Here is a 20,891-nt window from a genome sequence, read left to right on the forward strand (position 1 = left end):
TCAGATGAGGCGGAGTTGGCGGTCCCGGGGGCGACGGGGTTCGGTTTCGCCGAAGCGTTCGAAGAGGCCCGGGTCGATGGCGTCGAGGAACGGCGACGGGGAGCAGTCGCGCTCGTTGCCGTGCCGGCTGCGGCGGGCGGCGTGGGTGACGTACAGGCGGTCCTGGGCCCGGGTCAGCCCCACGAAGAAGAGCCGCCGCTCCTCGGCGATCGCGTCGTCGTCGGGTGTGCTGCCGGGCCAGCGCAGCGGGAGCAGCCCGTCCTCGGCGCCGACCAGGAAGACGACCGGGAACTCCAGCCCCTTCGCGGCGTGCAGGGTGAGCAGGGTGACCGCCTCGGCGCGCGGGTCGAGGGCGTCCACCTCCGCGCCGGTGGCGAGCTGGGACAGGAACAGCGGCAGGTCGTCGCCGCAGCGGCGGGCCAGCGGGGTGAGCAGGTCGACCGCCGCCCGGACGTCCTCCGGGCGTACCGAGCCGGCGCCGTCCAGCGTCGGCACGGCGAAGCGCTCCGCCAGCACCTGACCGGCCAGCCGGACGCGGGCGGCCAGCGAGCCGTCGAGCCCGTCGGCGTGCCGCAGCTCGCGGGCGATGGCCGCCACCCCCGGCCGGTCCCGCAGCCGGTCGTGCGAGCGCTTCTGCACCGGGATGTTGGCCCGCGTCAGCGCGTCCACGATCGGTGCGGCCTGCGCGTCCGTGCGGTAGAGCACCGCGATGTCGGAGAAGGAGAGCGAGGTCGACCGGCCGTCGATCCGCCCCGAGTCGAGCGACCGGTGGGAGAGCCCGCCGACCAGCTCGTCGATGGTGCGTACGACGAAGTCGGCCTCGTCGGCGACGGAGGCCGCGGGGTAGCGGCCGACCAGCGGGGCCTCCGGGTCGAGCCGGGCCGGGTCGAGCCGGCGGCCCCGGACCAGCGACGACGGCGCGATCGCCTGCACCGCGGCGGCCAGGATGGGGGCGGAGGAGCGGTAGTTGCGGTTCAGCCGCACCAGCCGGGCGTCGGTGAAGTCCTGCGAGAAGCGCAGGAAGTAGCCGACGTCGGCGCCCCGGAAGGAGTAGATGGCCTGGTCCGGGTCGCCGATCGCGCAGAGGTTGCCGTCGGCGGGGCTGAGCAGGCGCAGCAGCTCGTACTGCACCTCGTCGACGTCCTGGTACTCGTCGACGAAGATCCACCGCCAGCGCTCCCGGTAGCGCTGCACCAGCTTCCGGTCGGCCCGCAGCAGCGCGACCGGCAGGGTGAGCAGCTCGTCCAGGTCGACCAGGTCCTGCTTGCGCAGCAGCGCCGCGTAGCCGGCGTCGTCGGCGCCGGCCTCGGCACGGGCCTCCGCCCGCTGGGCGTCGTCGGCGATCCGGAAGTCCGCCGGCAGGCCGACGGCGTCGGCGTTCTCCCGCAGGATGGTCAGCCCCAGCGAGTGGAAGGTGCCGACCGTGACGTCCTCGGCGACCGGCCCGAGCAGGCCGTCGAGGCGGTGCCGCAGCTCCTCGGCGGCGCGCCGGGTGAACGTGATCGCCAGGCACTGCTCCGGGAAGACGTTCAGCTCGGCGCAGAGGTAGGCGATCCGGTGGGTCAGCGTCCGGGTCTTGCCGGTGCCGGGCCCGGCGACGATGAGCAGCGGCCCGCCGGGCGCGGAGGCGGCCACCCGCTGCATGGCGTCCAGCCGGTCCAGCAGGCCGGTGCCGACCTCCTCCATGCCCGCGAGCATCGGCTCGAACGGCTCGTGCGGTGAGGGTGCCGGCGCGATCGGGGGCGGCGGCGTGGGCGGCGCGGCCTTGCGCTTCGGCTCGACCTTGGCCACCGCCGGGCGCTTGGCCCGCGGCTTCGGCGCCGGCTCCGCGGGGGTGCGCTGCGCCGGCACCGGTACGTCGAAGAGCGTCTCCTGCGCCGTGCCGGTGCGCGCGCCCAGCTCGGCCGGGTCGAACAGGGTGATGACGCCGTACTCGCCGTCGTAGCCGGGGACCCGGCGGACGTCGCCCCGGCGCAGCCGGCCGATGCCCTCGGCGAGCAGTTCCCCGCCGACCCGGGCGATCTCGGCGAGCGGGGTGGTGGTGAGGATCTCCAGCTCCGGGCCGAGCGCGGCGAGCAGGTCGTTGAGCTTCCCCTCGACCTTCTTCGAGCGGGCGCCCACCTTGTTGATCTCGCCGAGGACCTCGGCCAGCGGCACGAGGTGGGTGACGTCCCTGGCGTGCGGGGGCCGGTGCCCCGCCGGGCGGTCGGCCAGTTCCTCCACCCGGCTCAGCACGCCCACGGTCAGCGGCTTGCCGCACTCCGGGCAGCGACCGCCGGCGGCCCGGGTCCGCTCCGGGGACCAGTTGACCCCGCAGAGCCGGTGCCCGTCCGCGTGGTACTTGCCCTCCTCGGGGAAGAACTCGATGGTCCCGGCCAGCCCGTCGCCGGTGCGCAGCGCGTCCCGGATCGCGAAGTAGTCCCGCCCGGTGGCGAAGACGGTGGCCTCCCGGGCCAGGGCGGGGGGCGAGTGGGCGTCCGAGTTCGACACGAGCTGGTAGCGGTCCAGGCTGCCGACCCGCCAGTTCATCTCGGGGTCGGAGGAGAGGCCGGTCTCCACCGCGAAGACGTGGTCGGCGAGGTCGGCGTAGCAGTCGGCGATCGCGTCGAAGCCGGACTTCGAGCCCAGCGCGGAGAACCACGGCGTCCAGATGTGCGCGGGCACCAGGTAGCCGTCGGCGCTGGCCTCCAGGGTGATCTCCAGCAGGTCCCGCGAGTCCAGGCCGAGGATCGGCCGGCCGTCCGAGCCGAGGTTGCCGATCCGCCCGAGCGCGGTGTTGAACCGGGCCACCGCGTCCAGGTCGGGCAGGTAGATCAGGTGGTGCACCTTGCGGGTGCGGTCGTCCCGCTTGTAGATCGTGGAGATCTCCACGCTGAGCATGAAGCGGACCGGGTCCGTCTCCGCCTCGCTGGCCAGCCGGGGCGGCAGCCGGCGGGCGACGTCCCGCTCCGCCTCCGGGCTGAGCCGGTGCAGGCCGGGCTCGGCGGGGTGCAGGGTCTCGCGCAGGTGGTCGTACCAGGCGGGGTGGGTGAAGTCGCCGGTGCCGAGCACGCCGATGCCCTTGCGCCGTGCCCACCAGCCCAGGTTGGGCAGGGTGAGGTCGCGGCTGCACGCGCGCGAGTACTTCGAGTGGATGTGCAGATCCGCGACGAACGGCGGGAGGCCACCGGAGGGTGCGGCGCTGAACGGAGGCACGCCGCATCCTGTCACGAGCCCGTTGGTGCCCGTCATCCGCCACGCGCGGAGGTGAGGTGCGCAATCGGCGAGGGGCGGTGGGCGCGGCCGGAAACAGATCGAGCGGTGGTGTCGACCGTACCGACGGGCCTGAGCGTGTGAGGGGCATGACCAAGGAAGTCACCGATCCGGCGCCGAGCGACGCCAGCTACGCCGGTTTCGTCGAGGAGGCATGGCCCCGGCACCTGCGGTACGCCACGCTGCTCGTCGGTGATCGGCAACGGGCCGAGGAACTGCTGCAGGACTGTCTGGTCAAGCTGTACGTCCGGTGGCGCAAGGTGGGCCGCGGCGACCCGCACGCCTACCTGCGCCGGATGCTGGTCAACGGCAGGGTGAGCTGGTGGCGGCGGGCCCGCCGGGAGACGCTGACCGCCCAGACGCCGGACCGGGCCGACCCGCACGCCGGCCCAGACGGGGCGCGCCGCGACCTGCGTGACGCGCTGATGACCCTGTCGCACCGGCAGCGGACCGTGATCGTGCTGCGGTACTACCTCGACCTGACCGAGCGGCAGGTCGCCGATGAGCTCGGTTGTTCGGTCAGCACCGTCAAGAGCCAGCACAGCCGCGCCATGGCGAAGCTGCGCGCGCTGATCCCCCATCCCCGTGAGTCGACCTTGGAGGCAGTGAGATGAGCATCGACGAAAGGGAGCTGTCCATGGCACTCCATGATCTGGTCGACCACCAGCCGCCGACCGAGGCGCCGACCGACCGGCTGGTGGGCCGGGGCCGCCGGGCGCGCCGAGGCCGGGCGGTGGCGCTGACCAGTGGCGCGTTGGCCGTCGTCGGGATGGTGGCCGTCGCCGCCGTGGGTCTGAGCAGCCCGGGCGGCGCCGGTGGGACCTCGGACCAGCCGGGCTCCGGCACCGTCGCCGCCACCCCGGAACTCAGGCTGGTCGCGGCGGCGCAGGCGACGGCGAGGACCAGCTTCCGATTCCGTCTCTCCACCACGTCGGAGGTGGTGGAGAAGGGCCGGAAGTGGACCGACACCGATTCGTACGAGGGGGTCTTCGACCCGAACGGGCCGACGGGCGAGGTCCGGCAACGCAGGGAGAACGCCCAGATGGAACCCGCCGAGGAGCGGATCGTCGACGGCATCCTCTACATGAAGAAGGGCGACAGGTGGAGCAATTTCGGCAAGGAGTCGACCTTCCGGGCCCCCAACGCGTACTACATCCCGTTCGCCGACCCGGCGTCGACGGTCACCCCGGCGTCCCAACTGGAGGCGCTGAAGGACGTCGGCACGGTCACGGCGCTCGGCACGTCGGGTAGCGGCGCGTCGGCCGTCGAGCGCTACTCGTTCACCTACGTCGCCAAGCCGAAGGATGCCGACCGGCCGAAGCAGGTTCCGGGCGAGGGCATCATCGAGATCGGCGTGCAGTCCCAGAAGATCAGCAAAATCACCCTCAGGACGACGTCCGACTACGGCATCGGGCCGGACTTCCTGGATCAGGGCACGCTGACCTGGGAGTACTCGGACTACGGTCTCGACGTCGACGTGCAGGCGCCCGAGGTGAACCCGCGCCCGCGGGTCAGGTGAGGTCAGGGTGCTCCGCCGGGCCAGGCGCCCGGCGGAGCGTCCCGCCCGGTTCAGGCGCTGCGCAACTCCACCAGGGTGACCTGCGGTTCGGCGCCGACGCGCACCGGCGGGCCCCAGAAGCCGGCGCCGTTGGTGACGTACACCTTGGTGCCGTCGACCTCGCCGAGGCCGGAGACCACCGGCTGCTGGAGCTTCACCAGGAGGTTGAACGGGACGATCTGGCCGCCGTGGGTGTGCCCCGAGAGCTGGAGGTCGACGCCGAACTTCGCCGCCTCCACCGCGGCCACCGGCTGGTGGGCGAGCAGCACCACGGGGCGGCTCGGGTCGCGGTCGCCGAGCGCCGCCGCGTAGTCCGCCGGGGCGGCCAGCCCGGTGCCGGCGGCGGTGACGTCGTTGACCCCGGCCAGGTCGAGCACGCCGCCCCGGGCCTGGATCTCCGTCCGCTCGTTCTGCATCACCCGCAGCCCGAGCCGGTTCACCTCCTGGACCCACTCCTCGACGCCCGAGTAGTACTCGTGGTTGCCGGTGACGAAGTAGCTGCCGTGCCGGGAGCGCAGGCCGCGCAGCGGCTCGGCCGCCTCGCCCAGTTCGGCCACCGAGCCGTCGACCAGGTCGCCGACGACCGCGACGATGTCGGCGTCCAGGCGGTTGATCGCGGCGACGATCCGCTCGGTGTGGGCCCGGCCGCGCAGCGGGCCGAGGTGGATGTCGGAAACCGTGGCGATCCGCAGGCCGTCCATGCTCCGGGGGAGCTTGGCGAGCGGGATCTGCACCCGGTCGAGCCGCGGCGGGCCGAGCGCGGTGCGGATGCCGGACCCGGTGAGGCCCGTCGCGGTGAGCCCGGCGAAGATCGCCGCCCCGCGGGCGAGCAGCAACCGGCGGGCCGGGTCGTGGTCCGGCTGCGCGACCGCGCCGGCGGCCGGCGGATCGGCCGGCCCCGCCGCGCCGACCAGGGCGGGCTCGGGCGCGGCGGCGGTGGGCTCCGCGGCGACGGCCCGGCGGCGCAGCACCAGCCGGGCCACCAGCATCGGCACCTCCAGCGCCACGAGCAGCACCAGCAGGTAGAACATGACGGCGAGCCAGAGGTAGCCCGGCCACGCGAGCCAGTAGAGGCCCGCCTGGGTGCCGGCCATGGTCGCCGGTACGAGCAGCGCCAGCACCAGGGCCGTGATCCCGCCGATCCGCCGCCAACGCCCCGGGGTGGTGGTGTCGCGCACCAGCCGCTTCCAGAGATAGAGGTGGATCAGGCCGGTGATCAGCGCCATGGTGGCCACGAAGGCCAGTGCCGCCAGCATGTGTGCGCCTCCCTCAGCCGCCCGCGAAGGGGGGCAGGACGTCGATCGTGGCCCCGGCCGGTAGCGGTGCCCGACGATCATGGCAGGCCACGCCGTCGACGAGGAAACTCGCCACCCGCAGCACGGCGGCGAGCCGCTCGCCGTGCCGCCCGGCCAGCTCCCCGACGAGTTCGTCGAGCGACCGGCTGGCGGAGGCGGCCTCCTCGGTCCGGCCGGCGGCGGCCCGCGCCCCGGCGAAGTACCGGACGGTGAGCGGCGGTCCGGCCTCAGCCGGCGGCCCAGCGTGGGCTGGCGGTCCGGCGTGGGCCGGCCGCGTCGGTTCCGTCATGCTCAACCCCCGATCGCGGACATCGGCCGGGCCGGCTGGAGGAAGGCCGGGTCGTCGATGTCGTGCCCGGCCCGCTTGCCCCACATCGCCGTGCGCCAGCGCCGGGCCAGCTCGTCGTCGTCCGCCCCGGCCCGCAGCGCGCCGCGCAGGTCGGCCTCCTCCGTGGCGAAGAGGCAGGTGCGGACCTGCCCGTCGGCGGTGAGCCGGGTGCGGTCGCAGTCGCCGCAGAACGGCCGGGTGACGCTGGCGATCACGCCGACCCGCGCGGGGCCGCCGTCGACCAGCCAGGTCTCGGCCGGCGCCGCGCCGCGTTCCGTGGGGTCGGGGGCCAGGGCGAACTCCCGGCGTAGCGAGGCGAGGATCTCGTCGGCGGTGACCATGGTGGCGCGGTCCCAGCCGTGCTGGGCGTCCAGCGGCATCTGCTCGATGAACCGCAGCTCGTAGCCGTGGGCCAGGGCGAAGCGGAGCAGCGCGGGCGCCTCGTCGTCGTTGACGCCGCGCATCAGCACCGTGTTGATCTTGACCGGGGCGAGCCCGGCGGCGGTGGCTCCGGCGAGCCCGGCCAGCACGTCGGGGAGGCGCGGGCGCCGGGTGAGCCGGGCGAACCGTTCCGGGTCCAGGGTGTCCAGCGACACGTTCACCCGGTCCAGCCCGGCGGCGCGCAGCGCGGGGGCACGCCGGTCCAGGCCGATGCCGTTGGTGGTCAGGGAGATCCGGGGACGCGGCTCCAGCGCCGCCACGGCGGCCACGATGCCGACCAGTCCGGGCCGGATCAGCGGCTCCCCGCCGGTGAACCGCACCTCGGTCACCCCGAGCCGCCGCACCGCGACCCCGACCAGCCGGACGATCTCGTCGTCGTCGAGCAGTTGCGGGCCCGCCAGCCAGGGCAGCCCGTCGGCCGGCATGCAGTAGGTGCAGCGCAGGTTGCACTTGTCGGTCAGCGACACGCGCAGGTCCCGGGCGACGCGGCCGTACCGGTCGACGAGGACGCCGTCGGTCGGCGGGGCGGCGTTCACCCGTCGACGGTAGCGCGCACCAGCCCGGCCAGCGCCGACCGGGCGGTGCGGACGACCGCATCGCGGTACGCCCCGCCGAACAGGGCGGTGTGCACCAGCATCAGGTGGAGCTGGTGCAGCGGCACCCGCTCCCGCCACCCGTCGGCCGGCGGCCACGCCTCCGCGTACGCGGCGAGGATCCGGTCCAGGTGGGGCGCGCCGCCGAAGAGCGCCAACTGCGCCAGGTCCGTCTCCCGGTGCCCGCCGTGCGCCGCCGGGTCCACCAGCCATGCCCGGTCGTCGGCCCCCCAGAGCACGTTGCCCGGCCAGAGGTCGCCGTGGACGCGGGCCGGCGGCTCGTCCCCGCCGAACTCGCCGATCCGGTCGACGACCTCCTCGACCAGCCCGGCGTCCGCGCCGGTCAGCGCGCCGCCGTCCACCGAGCGGCGCAGGTAGGGGACCAGCCGGCGCTCGGCGAACCAGCGCGACCACGGGCCGTCGTCCGGCGTGTTGTCCTGCGGGAGGGCCCCGATGAACCCGGCCCACTCGGCCCCGAAGGCCGGCGCGCCGGCCCGGTGCAGCCCCGCCAGCCCCCGGCCGAACCGTTCGGCCGCCTCGGGCGTCGGCTCGCCGGGCTCGACCCAGTCGAGTGCCAGCAGTTCCGGCAGCGCCACGACCACCTCCGGCACCCCGACCGCGCCCGCCTCGCGCAGCCAGCGCAGGCCGGCCGCCTCGGCGGCGAAGAAGCCCTCCGGCAGCGACCGGCCGGACCCCTCCGGCCAGGTCTTGGCGAAGACGGAGTGGCCGTCGTCCAGGGTCAGCCGGGAGGCGGCGCAGATGTCGCCGCCGGAGACGGGCGTCTCCCGGATCCGCTGGTGGGTCAGGAAGGTCGGCAGGTGCTCCGGGTGCGCCCGCAGGTACGCCAGATCCATGACGGCAACGTAGCCGCTTCACCCCCACCGCGCGTCGTCCGCGCCGCAGGTTCCCCGGTGAGCTGCGGCGATACTCTCCGTGTCTGTGGATAACCCGTGTGTCGTCCACAGGGTCAGCCAGCCGGTGCGCCCGCGCCGCAGGCTGCGGGCATGACCTCGACCGACCGCCCCCGGCTCGCCGTCCGTTCCCCCGCCGACCTCATCGCCGCCGTGCCGTACCTGCTCGGCTTCCACCCGGCCGACAGCGTGGTCGTGGTCGCCATGCGGGGCCGCCGGATCACCTTCGCCGCCCGCGCCGACCTGCCCGACCTGGCAGACCCGCAAGATCCCGCCCGGCACCTCGCCGACGTCATCGCCCGGCAGGGCGTCGAGACCGCCACGGTCCTGGGTTACGGCCCGGCCGCCCGGGTCACGCCGGCCGTCGACGCCGTACGCGCCGCGCTGGCCGTGGTCGGGCTGCCCGTGCTCGACGCCCTCCGCGTCACCGAGGGCCGCTACTGGTCGTACGTCTGCGCGGAGCCGGAGTGCTGCCCGCCGGAGGGCACCCGCTTCGACGCCGGGGCCAGCGAGGTCAGCGCGGCGGCCGTCTTCGCCGGCCAGGTCGCCCTGCCCGACCGGGCCGCCCTCGTCGCGCAGGTCGTGCCGGTCGACGGCCCGGGCCGGGTGGCGATGCGCCGGGCCGCCGTCCGCGCCCAGCGGCGCCTGGCGGCCCTGCTCGACAAGACGCCCCCGGCGGAGCTGCGCGACGGGCGGGCCGTCCGGGCCGCCGGGGTGGCGGCGGTACGCGGCGCGTTGCGCCGGCACCGGCGGGGGCAGCGGCTCGGCGACGACGAGGTGGCCTGGCTGAGCCTGCTGTTGACCCACGTCACCGTCCGGGACCACGCGTGGGAGCGCACGGACGGGCGGGACGAGGACATCGCGCTCTGGACCGACGTGCTGCGCCGGGCCGAGCCGGAGCTGATCGCCGCGCCGGCCGCGCTGCTGGCGTTCGCGGCCTGGCGGGCGGGGCAGGGGGCACTGGCGGCGGTGGCCCTGGAGCGGGCACTGGCCGAGCACCCCGACCACTCGCTGGCGCTGCTCCTCGACGACCTGCTCCGCCGGGGCGTGCCGCCGTCCGCGTTGGACGGCTGGCCGGCGGTCGCAGTGCCCGGCGTGCTACGCCGAAGGCGCACCCGTCGGGGCCCCCGCTGATCCGCCGGTGCCGGGTCGACGCATGCCGGCCCGGGTCATCCCCCGGCGGGAAGCCGCCGGTCCAGCCAGGAGAGCAGGACCTGCTCGTACTGCGGGCTGACTCCGGCCACGTCGTCAGCCTCGTCCACGGTGGGCGCGTGGTCGCAGCCGGTCAGCCGGGCGACAGTCAGCTCGGCGGCCTGGGCGGCCCGGCGCCACACCGCCAGACTCTCCTCGATCGGCGTCCAGGCGTCGGTCTCGCCGTAGCAGAGCAGCACCGGGCAGGACAGCTTCGCGAAGACCGGCTCCGGGTCGAAGTCCATGTCGGCCCAGGCACCCGGCTCCGGCACTTCACGCGGCAGGAACACCAGCGGAAACCAGGGCCGCTCGACGGCCGCGTCCAGCTCCGCCTGGGCGACCGAGCGGGGCAGCTCGCCGCGCAGGTACGTCTCTGCGACCCGACGCAGCCGGCTCAGGTGGGCGAGGTCGGTGTCGCCGTACCCGTGGCGGCGAAGCTGCTCGGCGGTGGCGTACTGCATCTGCCGGGCGGGGCTGACGCCGCTGCACCCGACGAGCACGAGGAAGTCGACCCGGTGCCGGCTGGCGGTCAACGCGGCTGCCCAAGCCCCCTGGCTGAATCCCCACAGCCCGACGGGGACGTCGCCGACCTGCCGGCGCAGCACGTCGAGGGCTGCCGCCGCGTCGTCGGCCTGGGCGGTCAGCGGCACGTCGTGACCGTCGACCCGGGGGCGCCGGTCGTAGCGCAGCACCGCGATGCCGGCCGGCGGCAGCAGCCGGGCCAGGTGCTCGTAGAGAAAGTGGGACCGCGTGCCGGCGTGGGAGCCGTGCAGCACGGCGAGGGCTCCCCGGGCCGGCCCGACCGGAAGGTCCAGGATGGCCGGAAGGTGCTGCTCGCCGACGCCCAGCTCCATGCCGGGCAGTCAACCACGGACCGGCCGCGTCCGTCTCGCCCGTCGTGCCCGCTGTTCCGGGCGGGGTGGACGGCGGCGGGCCCCGGAGCGGCAGCATGCCGGCAGGACGTCGTGCGGCCCGCCGGCACACCGTTTCGTCCCGGCGACGACGGTCTCGGTTCCCGCCGTGCGGAGACGTTGCGTGCCGGGGGCGGTCAGGCCCGTTCGGCGACCCGAGCGACGAATGCGCGCCACGCCGCTGGCCCGAAGGTAAGAGCCGGGCCGGCAGGGTCCTTGGAGTCGCGTACGGCGACGACGCCGGGAAGGTTGTCGGCGACCTCGACGCAGTTGCCGCCGTTCGAGCTGCTGCGGGTGGCCTTGCGCCACCGCGCGCCGGTCAGGTCAGCCATGATCTTGCCTCTAGGAAGTCGATGGATTGGTTTCGCGGGAGCGCGACCGATCTCACGGTATCCCACACGGCCCACAGCGGAGCAACGTCATTGGTGATGCGTCCAGCGGCCTGATCATCCAGGTAGCCGACATCCTCGCCGTCCTTCGTCGTGGCAATCACGAACGGTCCTGCCTGGCCTGGGTGGAGGCCCGCGTCCAGCGGAAGGACATGCACCATGACGTTAGGCCGTTCGGCCATCGCCGCCAGGTGGTCGAGCTGCGGCACCATGACTGCTGGCGCACCTCGGCGCAACGCTGCCTCATCGATCACGAAGACCGCCAGGGGCGGGCGGGGCCGCTCAAACACCGCAGCCTGCCGCCGTAGCCGTGTCTCGACGTAGCCGTCTGCGTCAGCTATCAGGGGGCCACTAGCGAGCACCGCGCGGGCATATGCCTCGGTCTGAAGTAGTCCAGGGACAACGGTCGACTCGTAACACCGCAGTCCAGCCGCTTCGCGCTCAATCTCCGTCCACGGCTGGAACCAGGCCGGTTCGCGGCGCTTCAGTGCGTCCGGCCACAGCTCCTCTATGTCTTTGTTCAGGATTTCGGCGACCCGGGCACGGTGACGGGTCTGCGGAATTCGTCCCTGGCTCACCCACCGCGCCGCCGTCTTCGGGTCAACGCCGACTTGAGCTGCAAGGCTCTCGGCAGTCTCACCGGCCTTCGCCATCGCTACCTGTACCGCCCGGTTCATCCCGATCCCTCACTCGAACGTCCCGAATGATTCCGGTACGGACTGCTACGCGGTGTCACTGTCTGGCAACCCTGGGCAAGGTGCTTCGTAGACGGCGCGAGCCGGTGGAGGCATCCGAAGCCCGCCGGTCGTGCCGGCGAGGGGGCCGCCGCCGGGGCGAGCATCCGTGGCGGCCCCCTCCTCCAGCCGACGGACGAAGGGAAAGACGGTGAGCCCGCGAGAGATCACCGCCGGGGACGTCCTGTGCCTGACCCGATCCGCGAGCCCGCAGTTCGTCCGCCCGGTCACCGTGCGTGTGATCCGCGTCCTGACCGACTGGCACACGTACCACGGATGGTGCTGGATCGACGTCTACGAGCTGAACGCGCGCGGCGATGCCGTGGACCGGCGCTCGCTGTACGTGCGGTGCGAGGGGTGCGTTGGCGTACGACGCCGCCGGCCGCTGCCCCGGCCCGCCGCCCGATCTCCCGCGTGCAGGTGACGGCGTGAGTCGGCGGCGCCCCGAGCACCTGCCCACCCGGCCCACCTGGCGCTGCGCGGCCTGTGGGATCGCCTGGCCGTGTTCCGCCGCGAAGTTGCGGCTGCTCGCCGAGTACCGGACGGACCGGGCGGCCCTGCTGGTTCACCTGGCGACCCTCCAGGCGGAGGCGGGCGAACAGCTCGCGGCGTCGGAGCGCGCCCCGGCACCGGGCGACCTGACCGAGCGCTTCACCGGGTGGGCGCGGGCCCGTGGTTAGCCGGCACGCGGGTGGTCTCATGGACGGGGCAGCTCGACAGCGTTCCACCACCCACCCCCGACACGGGCATCCGTCGAAGGATGTAGCGGACGTTCGTCCCGCGGGGCGACTCGACCGGCCCCGGGCCGCCCGAGAATCGATCACATGCCGCTACCCCTCGACCGTCCGGCATGAGCGTCGGACTGCTGCTCTCGCTCGCCGGCCTGGCCCTGGTCGACAGCACCAGCATCGGCACGCTCTTCATCCCGGTGTGGCTGCTGCTCGCCCCCGGCAAGGTCAGCGTGCGGCGGATCCTGACCTACCTCGGCACGATCGCCACCTTCTACTTCGCGGTCGGGCTGCTGCTGGTCTGGGGCGGCAGCCGGCTGGCCGACGCGCTCGGTGGCGCGCTGGACAACCGGCCCGTGCTCTGGGCGCAGCTCGCCCTCGGGATCGGCCTGTTCGCGCTCAGCTTCCGCTACGACGGCAAGCGGCCCCGGCGCAGCGGCGGGGTGCTGCGCTGGCGGGACCGGGCCACGGCCGGCGACTCCTCGCCGCGCTGGCTGGTCGGCCTGGCGCTGCTCGCGGCGCTCGCCGAGGTGGCGACGATGCTGCCGTACCTCGGCGCGGTCGGCCTGCTGACCACCTCGGGGCTCGGCGCGGGGGCCGTGGTGGGGCTGCTCGCCGCCTACTGCCTGGTGATGGTGCTGCCGGCGGTGCTGCTGCTGGCGTCCCGGGTGGCCTGGCCGAGGCTGGTCGAGCCGCTGCTGGCCCGCCTCAACGCCTGGATCGTGCGGACCTCCGGCAGCGTGCTGGGCTGGGTCCTCGGCATCGCCGGCTTCCTGCTGGCCCGGGACGCCGCCGCCCGGTTGGAGCTGCTCGGCACGTGGATCAGGCGGTGACCCGGCGGGGGTGGGCGTAGACGTTCATGGTCCGGTCGCGCAGGAAGCCCACCAGGGTCAGCCCCGCCTCCTCGGCCAGGTCCGCCGCCAGGCTGCTCGGCGCGGAGACCGCCGCGAGCAGCGGCACGCCGGCCATCCACGCCTTCTGGGTCAGCTCGAAGCTCGCCCGCCCGGAGACCAGCAGCACGTGCCCGGCCAGCGGCAGCCGCCGTTCGCGGACCGCCCAACCGATCACCTTGTCGACCGCGTTGTGCCGGCCGACGTCCTCGCGCAGCACGACCAGCTCGCCGTCCGCCGTGAACAGCGCCGCCGCGTGCAGCCCGCCGGTGCGGTCGAACCCGCGCTGCGCCGCCCGCAGCCGGTCCGGCAGCTCGGCCAGGACCGCCGCCGGCACGGTCAGCGGGTCGTCACCCACCGCGAAGACGGATCGGGTACGCACGGCGTCGATGCTCGCCTTGCCGCACACCCCGCAGGAGCTGGTGGTGTAGAAGTTCCGGGCCGGGTCGGTGGCGGGCTCGGGCACGCCCGGCGCGAGCACCACGTCCACCACGTTGTACGTGTTGGGCGTCTCCGCGCCGGCGCAGAGCTGCGCGGTGTGCACGTCGTCGGCGGCACGGATCAGCCCCTCGGTGAGCAGGAAGCCGATCGCCAGGTCCAGATCCTCGCCGGGCGTACGCATCGTCACCGCGAGCGGCCGTCGCCGGCCGGGGCCCGCCGCACCGACCCGGATCTCCAGCGGCTCCTCCACGGCGAGCGCGTCCTGCCGGCGTAGCGAGGTGCGGCCGGTGTCCGCCGCGTCGAGGTCGATGCGGAGCACGCCGCGTCGGTCAGTCGCCCGTCCCATCCCGCCATCCTGCACCCCCGCCCCGCGTCGCCGCGCGGCTACCGTGGCGGGGTGGACGCGTACGCGGCGGTGGTGCTGGCCGGCGGGGCTGCCCGCCGGATGGGCGGCGTGGACAAGCCCGCCCGGGTGGTCGGCGACCGGACCATGCGGGACAGGGTGCTGGCCGCCGTCGCCGACGCCGCCCCGCGCATCGTGGTCGGCCCGCCCGGGCCGGTGACCGCCGGGGTGCGGGTGACCCGGGAGGAGCCGCCGGGCGGGGGCCCCGTCGCCGCCGCGGCAGCCGGGCTGGCCCTGCTCGACCCCGGTACGCCGGTGGTCGCCCTGCTCGCCGCCGACCTGCCCCTGCTCACCCGTGCCGCCGTCGGCGGGCTGCTCGACCGGCTCGACGCAGATCACGACGGCGCCTGCTACGTCGACCAGGACGGGCGGCGGCAGACGCTCTGCGGGGTGTGGCGGGTGGCCCCGCTGCGCGCCGCCCTGGACCGCCTCGCCGCCGAGCGGGCCGCCCCCGAGCCGGCCACCGCCCCCGAGCCGGCCACCCGTGGCGGGCGGGGCGGTGCCGCGCCGCTGGTCGGGGCGCCGATCCGGGCCCTGCTGGCCGGGCTGCGGGTCCGCGAGGTGCCGTGGACCGGTGCCGGCCCGCCGCCCTGGTTCGACTGCGACACTGACGAGGACGTACGCCGGGCGGAGGAGTGGGTGCGATGACGGTGATGGACGACTGGGTGACCGCGGCCTGTGCCGAGCTGGGTCTCGACCCCGCCCAGGTGCCGGTGCCGGCCGTGCTCGACCTGGCCAAGGACGTGGCGCACCAGGTGCTGCGGCCGGGCGCGCCCGTCACCGCGTACCTCCTCGGGCTGGCGGTCGGCCGGGGCGCGGACCCGGCGGGCGCCGCGGCCCGGCTCAGCGCGCTGGCCGCCTCGTGGCCGGTCGAACTGGGCGCCGAACGCGCCGGCGAGGGCCCCGCCTGAGGTCGTTGTCCGATCGCTGTCGGGCTGATTCGTCCCCCAGGATCCGTGGGTAGGGTGACCTGGACGGACGGAGGCGATCATGACGGCAGACCACCCCTCGGTGCCGAACGGTGACACGCCCGGCACCCTGCCGGCACACCACGAGCCGATCCTGCTCGACGAGCCCACCACGGCCGACCTGCGGGCGAAGGTGACCCAGGCGTGGCGGGAGTTCGCGCGGGCGTTGGCCGAGCGGCTGGCGGCGCTGCCGACGGGCACGCACGTCGAGTTGACGCTCGACCCCACCGCCTCCGGCACCGGCGACGCGGTCTATTCCGTCAGCGTCGAGGTCGGCGAGGAGGGCCGGCTGGCGGCCCGCGCGGTCGGCAACGCCACCCTGCCGCAGGGCTACCGGCTGGACCGGGCCGCGGTGGCGGACATGATCGCCCTCGGCTGGTCGCCGCCCGGCGTGGTGGCGGGCTCCGGCGAGCACTTCGGGCTGGACGGCAGCACCGCCGACGCCACCCGGCTGGCGGCCCTGATCACCCGGACGCTGCGCGACGTCTACGGCGCCCCGCACCCCGCCTTCCTCGTCTACCTGATCCACGACGCCGAGGGGGAGCCGCTGCCGGTGGAGCCGCTGGGCACCGCGCGCAGCGAGTTCGGCCCGGACCGCGACGTGGAGGCCGACCTGGACGAGGCGCTCGCCGCGGCGACCGCCGCCCAGGCCCCGGAGGGCGACGTGGCCGCGCTCGCCGAGCGGGTCCGCACTGTCGTCTCGACCATGCTCAAGTCGGACTCGGACCGGTTGCAGGTCGACTCCGACGGCGACATCAACATCCGCGCCGGCTCGGCGATGGTCTTCGTCCGGGTCCGCGACAACCCGCCGCTGGTGGACGTCTTCTCCCCGGTGCTCACCGAGGTCGAGCCCACCGAGCGGCTCTACGTGAAGCTCTCCGAGCTGACCAACCGGATGCCCATCGGCCGGCTCTACTGCGCCGACGACACCGTGTGGGCGTCCATCCCGGTCTTCGGCCGCAACTTCCAGGCCACCCACCTGATGCTCGCCGTGCAGGTGATGACGGGGCTCGCGGACGAGCTGGACGACCGGCTGCACGGCGAGTTCGGCGGCAAGCGCTTCTTCGGCGAGGGCGACAAGGCGGTCAGGCGCGACCAGGGTGAGCACCGCACCGGCATGTACCTCTGACCGGAGCATCCTCGGCTGAGACGGGTGGGGCCCGGAAACCCCGAGAAACCGGGCCCCACCCGCCGGGGAGGGAGAATCAGGTCACAGGGAGCCAGTCGAGGCTCCGGGCGGTGGTCGGATCGGTGGCGCGCAGGCCGGCGTCGGAGACGGTCCAGAGCACGTCACCCACCAGCAACGACCGGGTCACCGCGCCCGCCCCGCCGGGGTGGGACACCGTGCCGACCTCGCCGATGTCGCTCCCGGAGACCCGCAGCAGGCGCACGTCGTCGCCGACCGGGAGGGCGACCAGGCCGGTCTCCGGGCGGTGCAGGAAGGCGTGCGAGTCGTACTCCAGCGCGGAGTACTGCCCGGGCACGTGCCACTGGTCGAGCCGGGCCGGCCGGGCCGGGTCGCGGACGTCGAACAGGGAGACCTGGAGCCCCTGCGTCCGCCCCCGTCGGTCGGCCTCCTGGCCCACGCCGAGCAGCCGCCCGTCCGGCAGCGGGTGCAGGTACGCCGAGTACCCGGTGATCTTCAGCTCGCCGGTGACCCGGGGCGTGGTCGGGTCGGTCAGGTCGACCGCGTAGAGCGGGTCGGTCCGCCGGAACGTGACCACGTACGCGGAACCGCCGAGGAAGCGCACGGACCAGATCCGCTCGCCCGGGCCGAGGCCGGTGACCGCGCCGACCCGGGTCAGCGCGTCGCCGTCCCGGCGCAGCACGTGCACGCCGGACTCGGAGGTCGGGCGGGCGCCCCAGGGATGGCCGGTGGTGGTGGCGACCCGCAGATGCCCCTGCCACTCAGAGAGGGCGTACTGGTTGACGAGCGACCCCGGCACGGTGCCGGCGGCGAGGTAGCGGGGACGCCCCGGCGCGCCCGTGTCGAACTGGTAGATCTCGGTGACCTGCGCGCCCGCCGGCCGGTCCCGGCGCGGCCCGCCGGGCCGGCCCGGGAACGGGCGCTCGCCCGCGAGGTAGAGGTTCGGGCCGGTGCCGTAGACCGTGGTGGCGTCGGCGGCGACGCTGACCGGGTCGCCGTCGCCGAGCCGGTCGGCGGCCAGGTCGAAGCTCAGTACCGTCAACATCGACGTGCCGGACCAGGTGGGCGGGCGGCTCAGCCGGTCGCAGCCGACCCGGCCGGTGTGCCGCTGCGTGCCGGCCGTCCACTCGTACGCCGGCAGCCACGCCTCCACCCCGGCCCGGTCGATGACCGCCCGGTTCGCCGCCGTCCGCGTCGCGTCGGTGCCGCGCTTCGCGTGCGGGAACTCCAGCCGGGGCCGGGTGCGGACGACGACCCGCGCGGTGGACCCGGTCTGCCGGGCGTCGACCAGGCTCCCGTCCATGCGGTAGGTGCCGAGCACCCGCGGCGGGCCCGCGAGGTCGACCAGGATCAGCCGCGGTACGCCGGCGATCCGCGACCCGGCGAACTCCCTGGCCCCGCCGGCGCCCACCTGGGCCAGCACCAGTGCCCGGTCGCCGTGCAGCAGCAGGCTCTGCTGCCCCCATCCCAGCTCCGGCAGCGCCCCGGTGAGGTCGACCCGCCCGGTCTCCCGCCGGGCGGCCGGGTCCACCACCCGCAGCAGCCCCCGGCTGACCGTGACGATCCGCCGGCCGTCGGTCTTGACCAGGTCGGGCTCGTCCGCGCCGGCCTCGTGGTTGTTGGTGGTGGAGTGCTCGGGGGCGGCTGCCGTCTTCGCCCGCGCGGTGTCCGGGATGGCGCTGAGCACGGTCCCCGTGCGCCAGCCGCCGCCGAAGCCCCACGGGCCGACGGACGCGCGGGCGGCGGCCCGCAGCCCGGCCAGCGCGTCGGCGCAGGAGTCGAAGGAGACCAGCACCGGCGCGGCCGGCAGGCGCCGCGGCGGCGGGTCGCCGGGCAGCGGCGGCGGAATCGCGCTCCCGCCGAGCAGAGTGAGGGCGGCCAGCGTGCCGGCCGCCAGGATGTGTGCTCCCCGTCTCATGGCCGGTTCGACGCGGCCGCGCGGCGCGTGGTTCCGACCCGCCCAGCCCTTTCGCGCCGTTTCCCGCCGCGCCGCCCGGTCCTGGCCGTCGGGTCAGCCGCCGGAGGGCCCGACGCCGGGTGACTCGACCAGTCGGGAGAGCACGATGGTGCTGCGGGTGGAGGTCACGAAGGGCTCGGCCCGCAGCCGCTCCAGTGCCGCCTCCAGGTGCGCGATGTCGGCGGCCCGCAGGTGGACGAGCGCGTCGGCCTCGCCGGAGACCGTGTACGCGCCGACCACCTCCGGGTGCCGGCGGGTGGCGACCCCGATCTGGGCCGGGGTGGTCCGGCCCGCGCAGAACAGCTCGACGAAGGCCTCGGTGGTCCAGCCGACGGCGGCCGGGTCGACGACCGCCGTGAAGCCCCGGATCACCCCGGCGGCCCGCAGCCGGTCCACCCGTCTCTTGACCGCCGGGGCGGAGAGTGACACCCGTTGTCCGATGTCCGCGTACGAGGCGCGGGCGTCGGCGACGAGCAACGCAATGATCCGCTGGTCTACGGCATCTATCTGCAACGTTCCGCCTCTGGGAAGCAATGGTTGTGGCTGTTACCAAAGTTCAACGGTACCTACCCTTGGTCACCGTGAACCAGCAGCGAGTCCCGCGAAAGCGGACATATCTCATGTGCTCGCCCGAGCACTTCACGGTCGAGTACGCGATCAACCCGTGGATGGACGTCAGCACCCCGGTCGACCCGGAGCTGGCGGTCAAGCAGTGGGACCGGCTGCGGGAGACCCTGGTCGGCCTCGGCCACGAGGTGCACCTGCTCACGCCCGAGCGGGGCCTGCCCGACATGGTCTTCGCGGCCAACGGCGCGTTCGTGGTCGACGGCACCGTCTACGGCGCGCAGTTCAAGCACGAGCAGCGGGCCGCCGAGGCCGCCGCGCACCGGGCGTTCTACGAGTCGCAGGGCTGGCGGTTCATCGCGCCGAGCGAGACGAACGAGGGCGAGGGCGACTTCGCGTACCTGCCCGAGGCGCACGGCGGGCTGGTCCTCGCCGGGCACGGCTTCCGTACCGAGCTGCCGGCCCACGCCGAGGCGCAGGAGGCGCTCGGCCGCCCGGTGGTGTCGCTGCGCCTGGTCGACCCGCGGTTCTACCACCTGGACGTGGCGCTGGCGTCGATCGACGACGAGAACATCGTCTACTACCCGGGCGCCTTCTCGGCGGCCAGCCAGAAGGTGCTCGCCCAGCTCTTCCCCGACGCGGTGGTCGCGGACGACGAGGACGCGCTGGCCTTCGGCCTGAACCTGGTCAGCGACGGGCTCAACGTGGTGCTCAACAGCGCGGCGACCCGGCTGGCCGGGAAGCTGAAGGCGGCCGGCTACCACCCGGTCCCCGTCGAACTGGCCGAGCTGAAGAAGGGCGGCGGCAGCGTGAAGTGCTGCATCGCCGAGCTGCGCCACTGAGCCGAGCCGCGCGAGCTGAGCGAGGCGTACGACAAGGGGCCGGCCTCACGGGCGGGGAGGCCGGCCCCTTCGCGCGTCCTACGGGGCCCGTCAGCCGAGCGTGGCCAGCTCCGTGACCAGCACGTTCGACAGCACCTGGCCGTCGAGCTGCACCTCGCGCAGGTACCACTTCTGCTGCGGCGTGCGCGGCTGGTTGAACTGCCACACCCCGCGCGGGCTGTCGATCTGGCCGATCTTGCCGAGCGCCAGGTTGACCTGCTGCGGGTTGGGCGTCGCGCCGGCGATCCGGATGGCCTGGTCGAGCACCTGTGCCGCGTCGTACGAGGCCATGGCGTAGGTGGTGGGCGAGGTGCCGTGCTTCTTGCGGTACGCGGAGGCGAACCGCCGGTTGGCGTTGTTGTTCAGGTCGGCCGAGTAGTTGAGGGCGGTCTGGATGCCCGTCGCGTCCTCGGCCTTGACGGCCTCCAGCACGGTGCCCTCGGTGAGGAAGCCCGGGGCGTAGATCTTGCCGGTGAATCCCTCGATGCGGAGCTGCTTGATGAACTCGACCGCCGCCGGCCCGGCGTAGAAGCAGAACACGGCGTCGGGCTTGCGGCTCAGCGCCGTGCGGATGTCGGCCCGGTACGCGGACTTCGACGGGTTGGTGAAGACGCCCGTCCAGGTCACCGGGTCCTTGATGCGCGGGTCGGACTCGCCGAACTCCTGCTTGAAGCCCCGCACCACGTCCTGGCTGCCGGCGTTCTCGGGTGCGATGATCGCGAGCCGCGCCGAGGATCCCAACTGCTCCCGCAGGTAGCGCCCCAGCGCCCGGCCCGCCTCGTCCAGCACGTACGACGTCCGCCAGATGTAGACGACGCTCTGCAGGCTGGTCGGCGAGGCGTTGGAGCCGATCAGCGGCACCCGGGCCTGCTCGACGGTGTCCCGGATGCCGAACATGACGTTCGAGTCGACCACGCCGGTGAGGGCGAGCACGCCCTGCTTCAGCAGCCCCTCGACGGCGGCCTTGCCGGTCTTCACGCTGTCGCCCTCGTCGGCGGTGAGCAGGGTGACCGGGTGGCCGCCCAGGCCGTTTCCGTTGAGGTCGAGGAAGAGCTGGAAGCCGTTGGTGATCTCGTCGCCGATCGCCTTGAGGCCTCCACTGGTGGGCGCGATGAGGCCGATCTTGATCGGGCTTCCGTCGCCGGCCGCTTCGCCCTCGGCGGCATCGGTGCCACAGCCGGCGGCGAGACCCGCCGTGCCGAGCGCGGCCAGCAGTTGGAGTGCCCGCCTGCGGTTCATCTGCGACACCGGGTTCCTTCCAGGGAGCGTTGCAGGGCGGATCGCGCCCCTTCGGCGTTCTACCGGGTCA

22 protein-coding genes are annotated in these 20,891 nt (G+C 74.4%); 10 read left to right on the plus strand and 12 right to left on the minus strand.

Annotation, left to right across the window (positions count from 1 at the left end; translation table 11 throughout):
• On the minus strand, positions 1 to 3,195 hold the full coding sequence (locus tag ABT006_RS03685) for a UvrD-helicase domain-containing protein (protein WP_350702521.1): 3,195 nt from the start codon (positions 3,193 to 3,195) through the stop codon (positions 1 to 3).
• 146 nt (positions 3,196 to 3,341) lie between these two features.
• Here ABT006_RS03685 and ABT006_RS03690 point away from each other — a divergent pair, with 146 nt between their 5' ends.
• Complete coding sequence (locus tag ABT006_RS03690; protein WP_350702522.1) at positions 3,342 to 3,866, plus strand: SigE family RNA polymerase sigma factor; 525 nt, start codon at positions 3,342 to 3,344, stop codon at positions 3,864 to 3,866.
• 23 nt (positions 3,867 to 3,889) lie between these two features.
• The gene (locus ABT006_RS03695) at positions 3,890 to 4,771 is read left to right on the plus strand and encodes a hypothetical protein (RefSeq protein ID WP_350702524.1); all 882 of its coding nucleotides are present in this window, start codon (positions 3,890 to 3,892) and stop codon (positions 4,769 to 4,771) included.
• A 50-nt stretch (positions 4,772 to 4,821) separates the two neighbouring features.
• Here ABT006_RS03695 and ABT006_RS03700 read toward each other — a convergent pair whose 3' ends face one another.
• From ABT006_RS03700 to ABT006_RS03715, 4 genes are read right to left on the minus strand one after another with little or no spacing between them, the layout of a single operon-like run.
• Positions 4,822 to 6,066, minus strand: a complete 1,245-nt coding sequence (locus ABT006_RS03700; protein ID WP_350702526.1) for a metallophosphoesterase — start codon at positions 6,064 to 6,066, stop codon at positions 4,822 to 4,824.
• Positions 6,067 to 6,079: 13 nt separating this feature from the next.
• Positions 6,080 to 6,394, minus strand: coding sequence for a MoaD/ThiS family protein (locus ABT006_RS03705; RefSeq protein WP_350702528.1), 315 nt, complete (start codon positions 6,392 to 6,394; stop codon positions 6,080 to 6,082).
• A gap of 2 nt (positions 6,395 to 6,396) precedes the next feature.
• A complete protein-coding gene (gene moaA / locus ABT006_RS03710) occupies positions 6,397 to 7,410 on the minus strand; it encodes a GTP 3',8-cyclase MoaA (RefSeq protein WP_350702530.1) in 1,014 nt (337 codons plus the stop codon).
• Positions 7,407 to 8,321 (minus strand): fructosamine kinase family protein, encoded by a 915-nt coding sequence (locus ABT006_RS03715; RefSeq protein ID WP_350702531.1) that lies wholly within the window; start codon positions 8,319 to 8,321, stop codon positions 7,407 to 7,409. Before ABT006_RS03715 ends, moaA begins: the two co-directional genes overlap by 4 nt.
• A 150-nt stretch (positions 8,322 to 8,471) precedes the next feature.
• Here ABT006_RS03715 and ABT006_RS03720 point away from each other — a divergent pair, with 150 nt between their 5' ends.
• Positions 8,472 to 9,512, plus strand: a complete 1,041-nt coding sequence (locus ABT006_RS03720) for a DUF4192 domain-containing protein (protein ID WP_350702533.1) — start codon at positions 8,472 to 8,474, stop codon at positions 9,510 to 9,512.
• Positions 9,513 to 9,547: 35 nt separating this feature from the next.
• Here the strand turns inward: ABT006_RS03720 and ABT006_RS03725 are convergent, their stop codons facing one another.
• The 3 genes from ABT006_RS03725 to ABT006_RS03735 all read right to left on the minus strand — a co-directional run bounded on the left by ABT006_RS03725 (position 9,548) and on the right by ABT006_RS03735 (position 11,546).
• The gene (locus ABT006_RS03725; protein WP_350702534.1) at positions 9,548 to 10,423 is read right to left on the minus strand and encodes an alpha/beta hydrolase family protein; all 876 of its coding nucleotides are present in this window, start codon (positions 10,421 to 10,423) and stop codon (positions 9,548 to 9,550) included.
• Between the two features lie 194 nt (positions 10,424 to 10,617).
• On the minus strand, positions 10,618 to 10,812 hold the full coding sequence (locus ABT006_RS03730; protein WP_350702536.1) for a DUF397 domain-containing protein: 195 nt from the start codon (positions 10,810 to 10,812) through the stop codon (positions 10,618 to 10,620).
• Positions 10,800 to 11,546, minus strand: coding sequence for a Scr1 family TA system antitoxin-like transcriptional regulator (locus ABT006_RS03735; protein ID WP_350702538.1), 747 nt, complete (start codon positions 11,544 to 11,546; stop codon positions 10,800 to 10,802). Before ABT006_RS03735 ends, ABT006_RS03730 begins: the two co-directional genes overlap by 13 nt.
• 208 nt (positions 11,547 to 11,754) lie before the next feature.
• Here ABT006_RS03735 and ABT006_RS03740 point away from each other — a divergent pair, with 208 nt between their 5' ends.
• The 3 genes from ABT006_RS03740 to ABT006_RS03750 all read left to right on the plus strand — a co-directional run bounded on the left by ABT006_RS03740 (position 11,755) and on the right by ABT006_RS03750 (position 13,164).
• The gene (locus tag ABT006_RS03740; RefSeq protein ID WP_350702540.1) at positions 11,755 to 12,027 is read left to right on the plus strand and encodes a hypothetical protein; all 273 of its coding nucleotides are present in this window, start codon (positions 11,755 to 11,757) and stop codon (positions 12,025 to 12,027) included.
• Between the two features lie 4 nt (positions 12,028 to 12,031).
• Positions 12,032 to 12,283, plus strand: a complete 252-nt coding sequence (locus ABT006_RS03745) for a flavin reductase (protein WP_350702541.1) — start codon at positions 12,032 to 12,034, stop codon at positions 12,281 to 12,283.
• Between the two features lie 170 nt (positions 12,284 to 12,453).
• On the plus strand, positions 12,454 to 13,164 hold the full coding sequence (locus ABT006_RS03750; RefSeq protein WP_350702543.1) for a GAP family protein: 711 nt from the start codon (positions 12,454 to 12,456) through the stop codon (positions 13,162 to 13,164).
• Here ABT006_RS03750 and fdhD read toward each other — a convergent pair.
• Positions 13,154 to 14,008 carry a formate dehydrogenase accessory sulfurtransferase FdhD gene (fdhD, locus tag ABT006_RS03755; RefSeq protein WP_350702545.1) on the minus strand — a complete coding sequence of 285 codons (855 nt, stop codon included), beginning with the start codon at positions 14,006 to 14,008 and terminating at the stop codon, positions 13,154 to 13,156. The two genes, ABT006_RS03750 and fdhD, sit on opposite strands and share 11 nt — an antisense overlap.
• A gap of 51 nt (positions 14,009 to 14,059) precedes the next feature.
• Between fdhD and mobA the strand changes: the two genes are divergently transcribed.
• The 3 genes from mobA (at position 14,060) to ABT006_RS03770 (ending at position 16,162) form a co-directional block, all read left to right on the plus strand.
• On the plus strand, positions 14,060 to 14,713 hold the full coding sequence (gene mobA, locus ABT006_RS03760; RefSeq protein WP_350702547.1) for a molybdenum cofactor guanylyltransferase: 654 nt from the start codon (positions 14,060 to 14,062) through the stop codon (positions 14,711 to 14,713).
• On the plus strand, positions 14,710 to 14,976 hold the full coding sequence (locus tag ABT006_RS03765) for a DUF6457 domain-containing protein (protein ID WP_350702548.1): 267 nt from the start codon (positions 14,710 to 14,712) through the stop codon (positions 14,974 to 14,976). Before mobA ends, ABT006_RS03765 begins: the two co-directional genes overlap by 4 nt.
• 79 nt (positions 14,977 to 15,055) lie before the next feature.
• Positions 15,056 to 16,162: a T3SS (YopN, CesT) and YbjN peptide-binding chaperone 1 gene (locus ABT006_RS03770; protein ID WP_350702550.1), complete on the plus strand. Its 1,107-nt coding sequence runs from the start codon at positions 15,056 to 15,058 to the stop codon at positions 16,160 to 16,162.
• Between the two features lie 76 nt (positions 16,163 to 16,238).
• Here ABT006_RS03770 and ABT006_RS03775 read toward each other — a convergent pair whose 3' ends face one another.
• Together ABT006_RS03775 and ABT006_RS03780 are read right to left on the minus strand one after the other, a co-directional pair.
• Entirely contained in the window at positions 16,239 to 18,098 is a 1,860-nt protein-coding gene (locus ABT006_RS03775; protein ID WP_350702551.1) for a beta-propeller domain-containing protein, read from the minus strand.
• A 93-nt stretch (positions 18,099 to 18,191) separates the two neighbouring features.
• On the minus strand, positions 18,192 to 18,650 hold the full coding sequence (locus tag ABT006_RS03780) for an Lrp/AsnC family transcriptional regulator (protein WP_350702553.1): 459 nt from the start codon (positions 18,648 to 18,650) through the stop codon (positions 18,192 to 18,194).
• A gap of 59 nt (positions 18,651 to 18,709) precedes the next feature.
• On the opposite strand from ABT006_RS03780, the gene ddaH reads away from it, so the two are divergent.
• Positions 18,710 to 19,543, plus strand: a complete 834-nt coding sequence (gene ddaH / locus ABT006_RS03785) for a dimethylargininase (protein WP_350702555.1) — start codon at positions 18,710 to 18,712, stop codon at positions 19,541 to 19,543.
• Positions 19,544 to 19,633: 90 nt separating this feature from the next.
• Here ddaH and ABT006_RS03790 read toward each other — a convergent pair whose 3' ends face one another.
• A complete protein-coding gene (locus ABT006_RS03790; protein ID WP_350702557.1) occupies positions 19,634 to 20,830 on the minus strand; it encodes an ABC transporter substrate-binding protein in 1,197 nt (398 codons plus the stop codon).
• Positions 20,831 to 20,891 lie beyond the last annotated feature (61 nt).

The sequence above is a fragment of the Micromonospora sp. NPDC002717 genome (genome assembly GCF_040295705.1).
Classification (GTDB): Bacteria; Actinomycetota; Actinomycetes; order Mycobacteriales; family Micromonosporaceae; genus Micromonospora.

Excerpts from the sequence above, each read along its gene's own strand:
- ABT006_RS03690 (WP_350702522.1), top strand. The coding sequence starts at position 3,342 with ATGACCAAGGAAGTCACCGATCCGGCGCCGAGCGACGCCAGCTACGCC.
- ABT006_RS03695 (WP_350702524.1), top strand. The coding sequence starts at position 3,890 with ATGGCACTCCATGATCTGGTCGACCACCAGCCGCCGACCGAGGCGCCG.
- ABT006_RS03700 (WP_350702526.1), bottom strand. The coding sequence starts at position 6,066 with ATGCTGGCGGCACTGGCCTTCGTGGCCACCATGGCGCTGATCACCGGC.
- ABT006_RS03705 (WP_350702528.1), bottom strand. The coding sequence starts at position 6,394 with ATGACGGAACCGACGCGGCCGGCCCACGCCGGACCGCCAGCCCACGCT.
- ABT006_RS03715 (WP_350702531.1), bottom strand. The coding sequence starts at position 8,321 with ATGGATCTGGCGTACCTGCGGGCGCACCCGGAGCACCTGCCGACCTTC.
- ABT006_RS03720 (WP_350702533.1), top strand. The coding sequence starts at position 8,472 with ATGACCTCGACCGACCGCCCCCGGCTCGCCGTCCGTTCCCCCGCCGAC.
- ABT006_RS03725 (WP_350702534.1), bottom strand. The coding sequence starts at position 10,423 with ATGGAGCTGGGCGTCGGCGAGCAGCACCTTCCGGCCATCCTGGACCTT.
- ABT006_RS03730 (WP_350702536.1), bottom strand. The coding sequence starts at position 10,812 with ATGGCTGACCTGACCGGCGCGCGGTGGCGCAAGGCCACCCGCAGCAGC.
- ABT006_RS03735 (WP_350702538.1), bottom strand. The coding sequence starts at position 11,546 with ATGAACCGGGCGGTACAGGTAGCGATGGCGAAGGCCGGTGAGACTGCC.
- ABT006_RS03750 (WP_350702543.1), top strand. The coding sequence starts at position 12,454 with ATGAGCGTCGGACTGCTGCTCTCGCTCGCCGGCCTGGCCCTGGTCGAC.
- fdhD (WP_350702545.1), bottom strand. The coding sequence starts at position 14,008 with ATGGGACGGGCGACTGACCGACGCGGCGTGCTCCGCATCGACCTCGAC.
- ABT006_RS03765 (WP_350702548.1), top strand. The coding sequence starts at position 14,710 with ATGACGGTGATGGACGACTGGGTGACCGCGGCCTGTGCCGAGCTGGGT.
- ABT006_RS03770 (WP_350702550.1), top strand. The coding sequence starts at position 15,056 with ATGACGGCAGACCACCCCTCGGTGCCGAACGGTGACACGCCCGGCACC.
- ABT006_RS03775 (WP_350702551.1), bottom strand. The coding sequence starts at position 18,098 with ATGAGACGGGGAGCACACATCCTGGCGGCCGGCACGCTGGCCGCCCTC.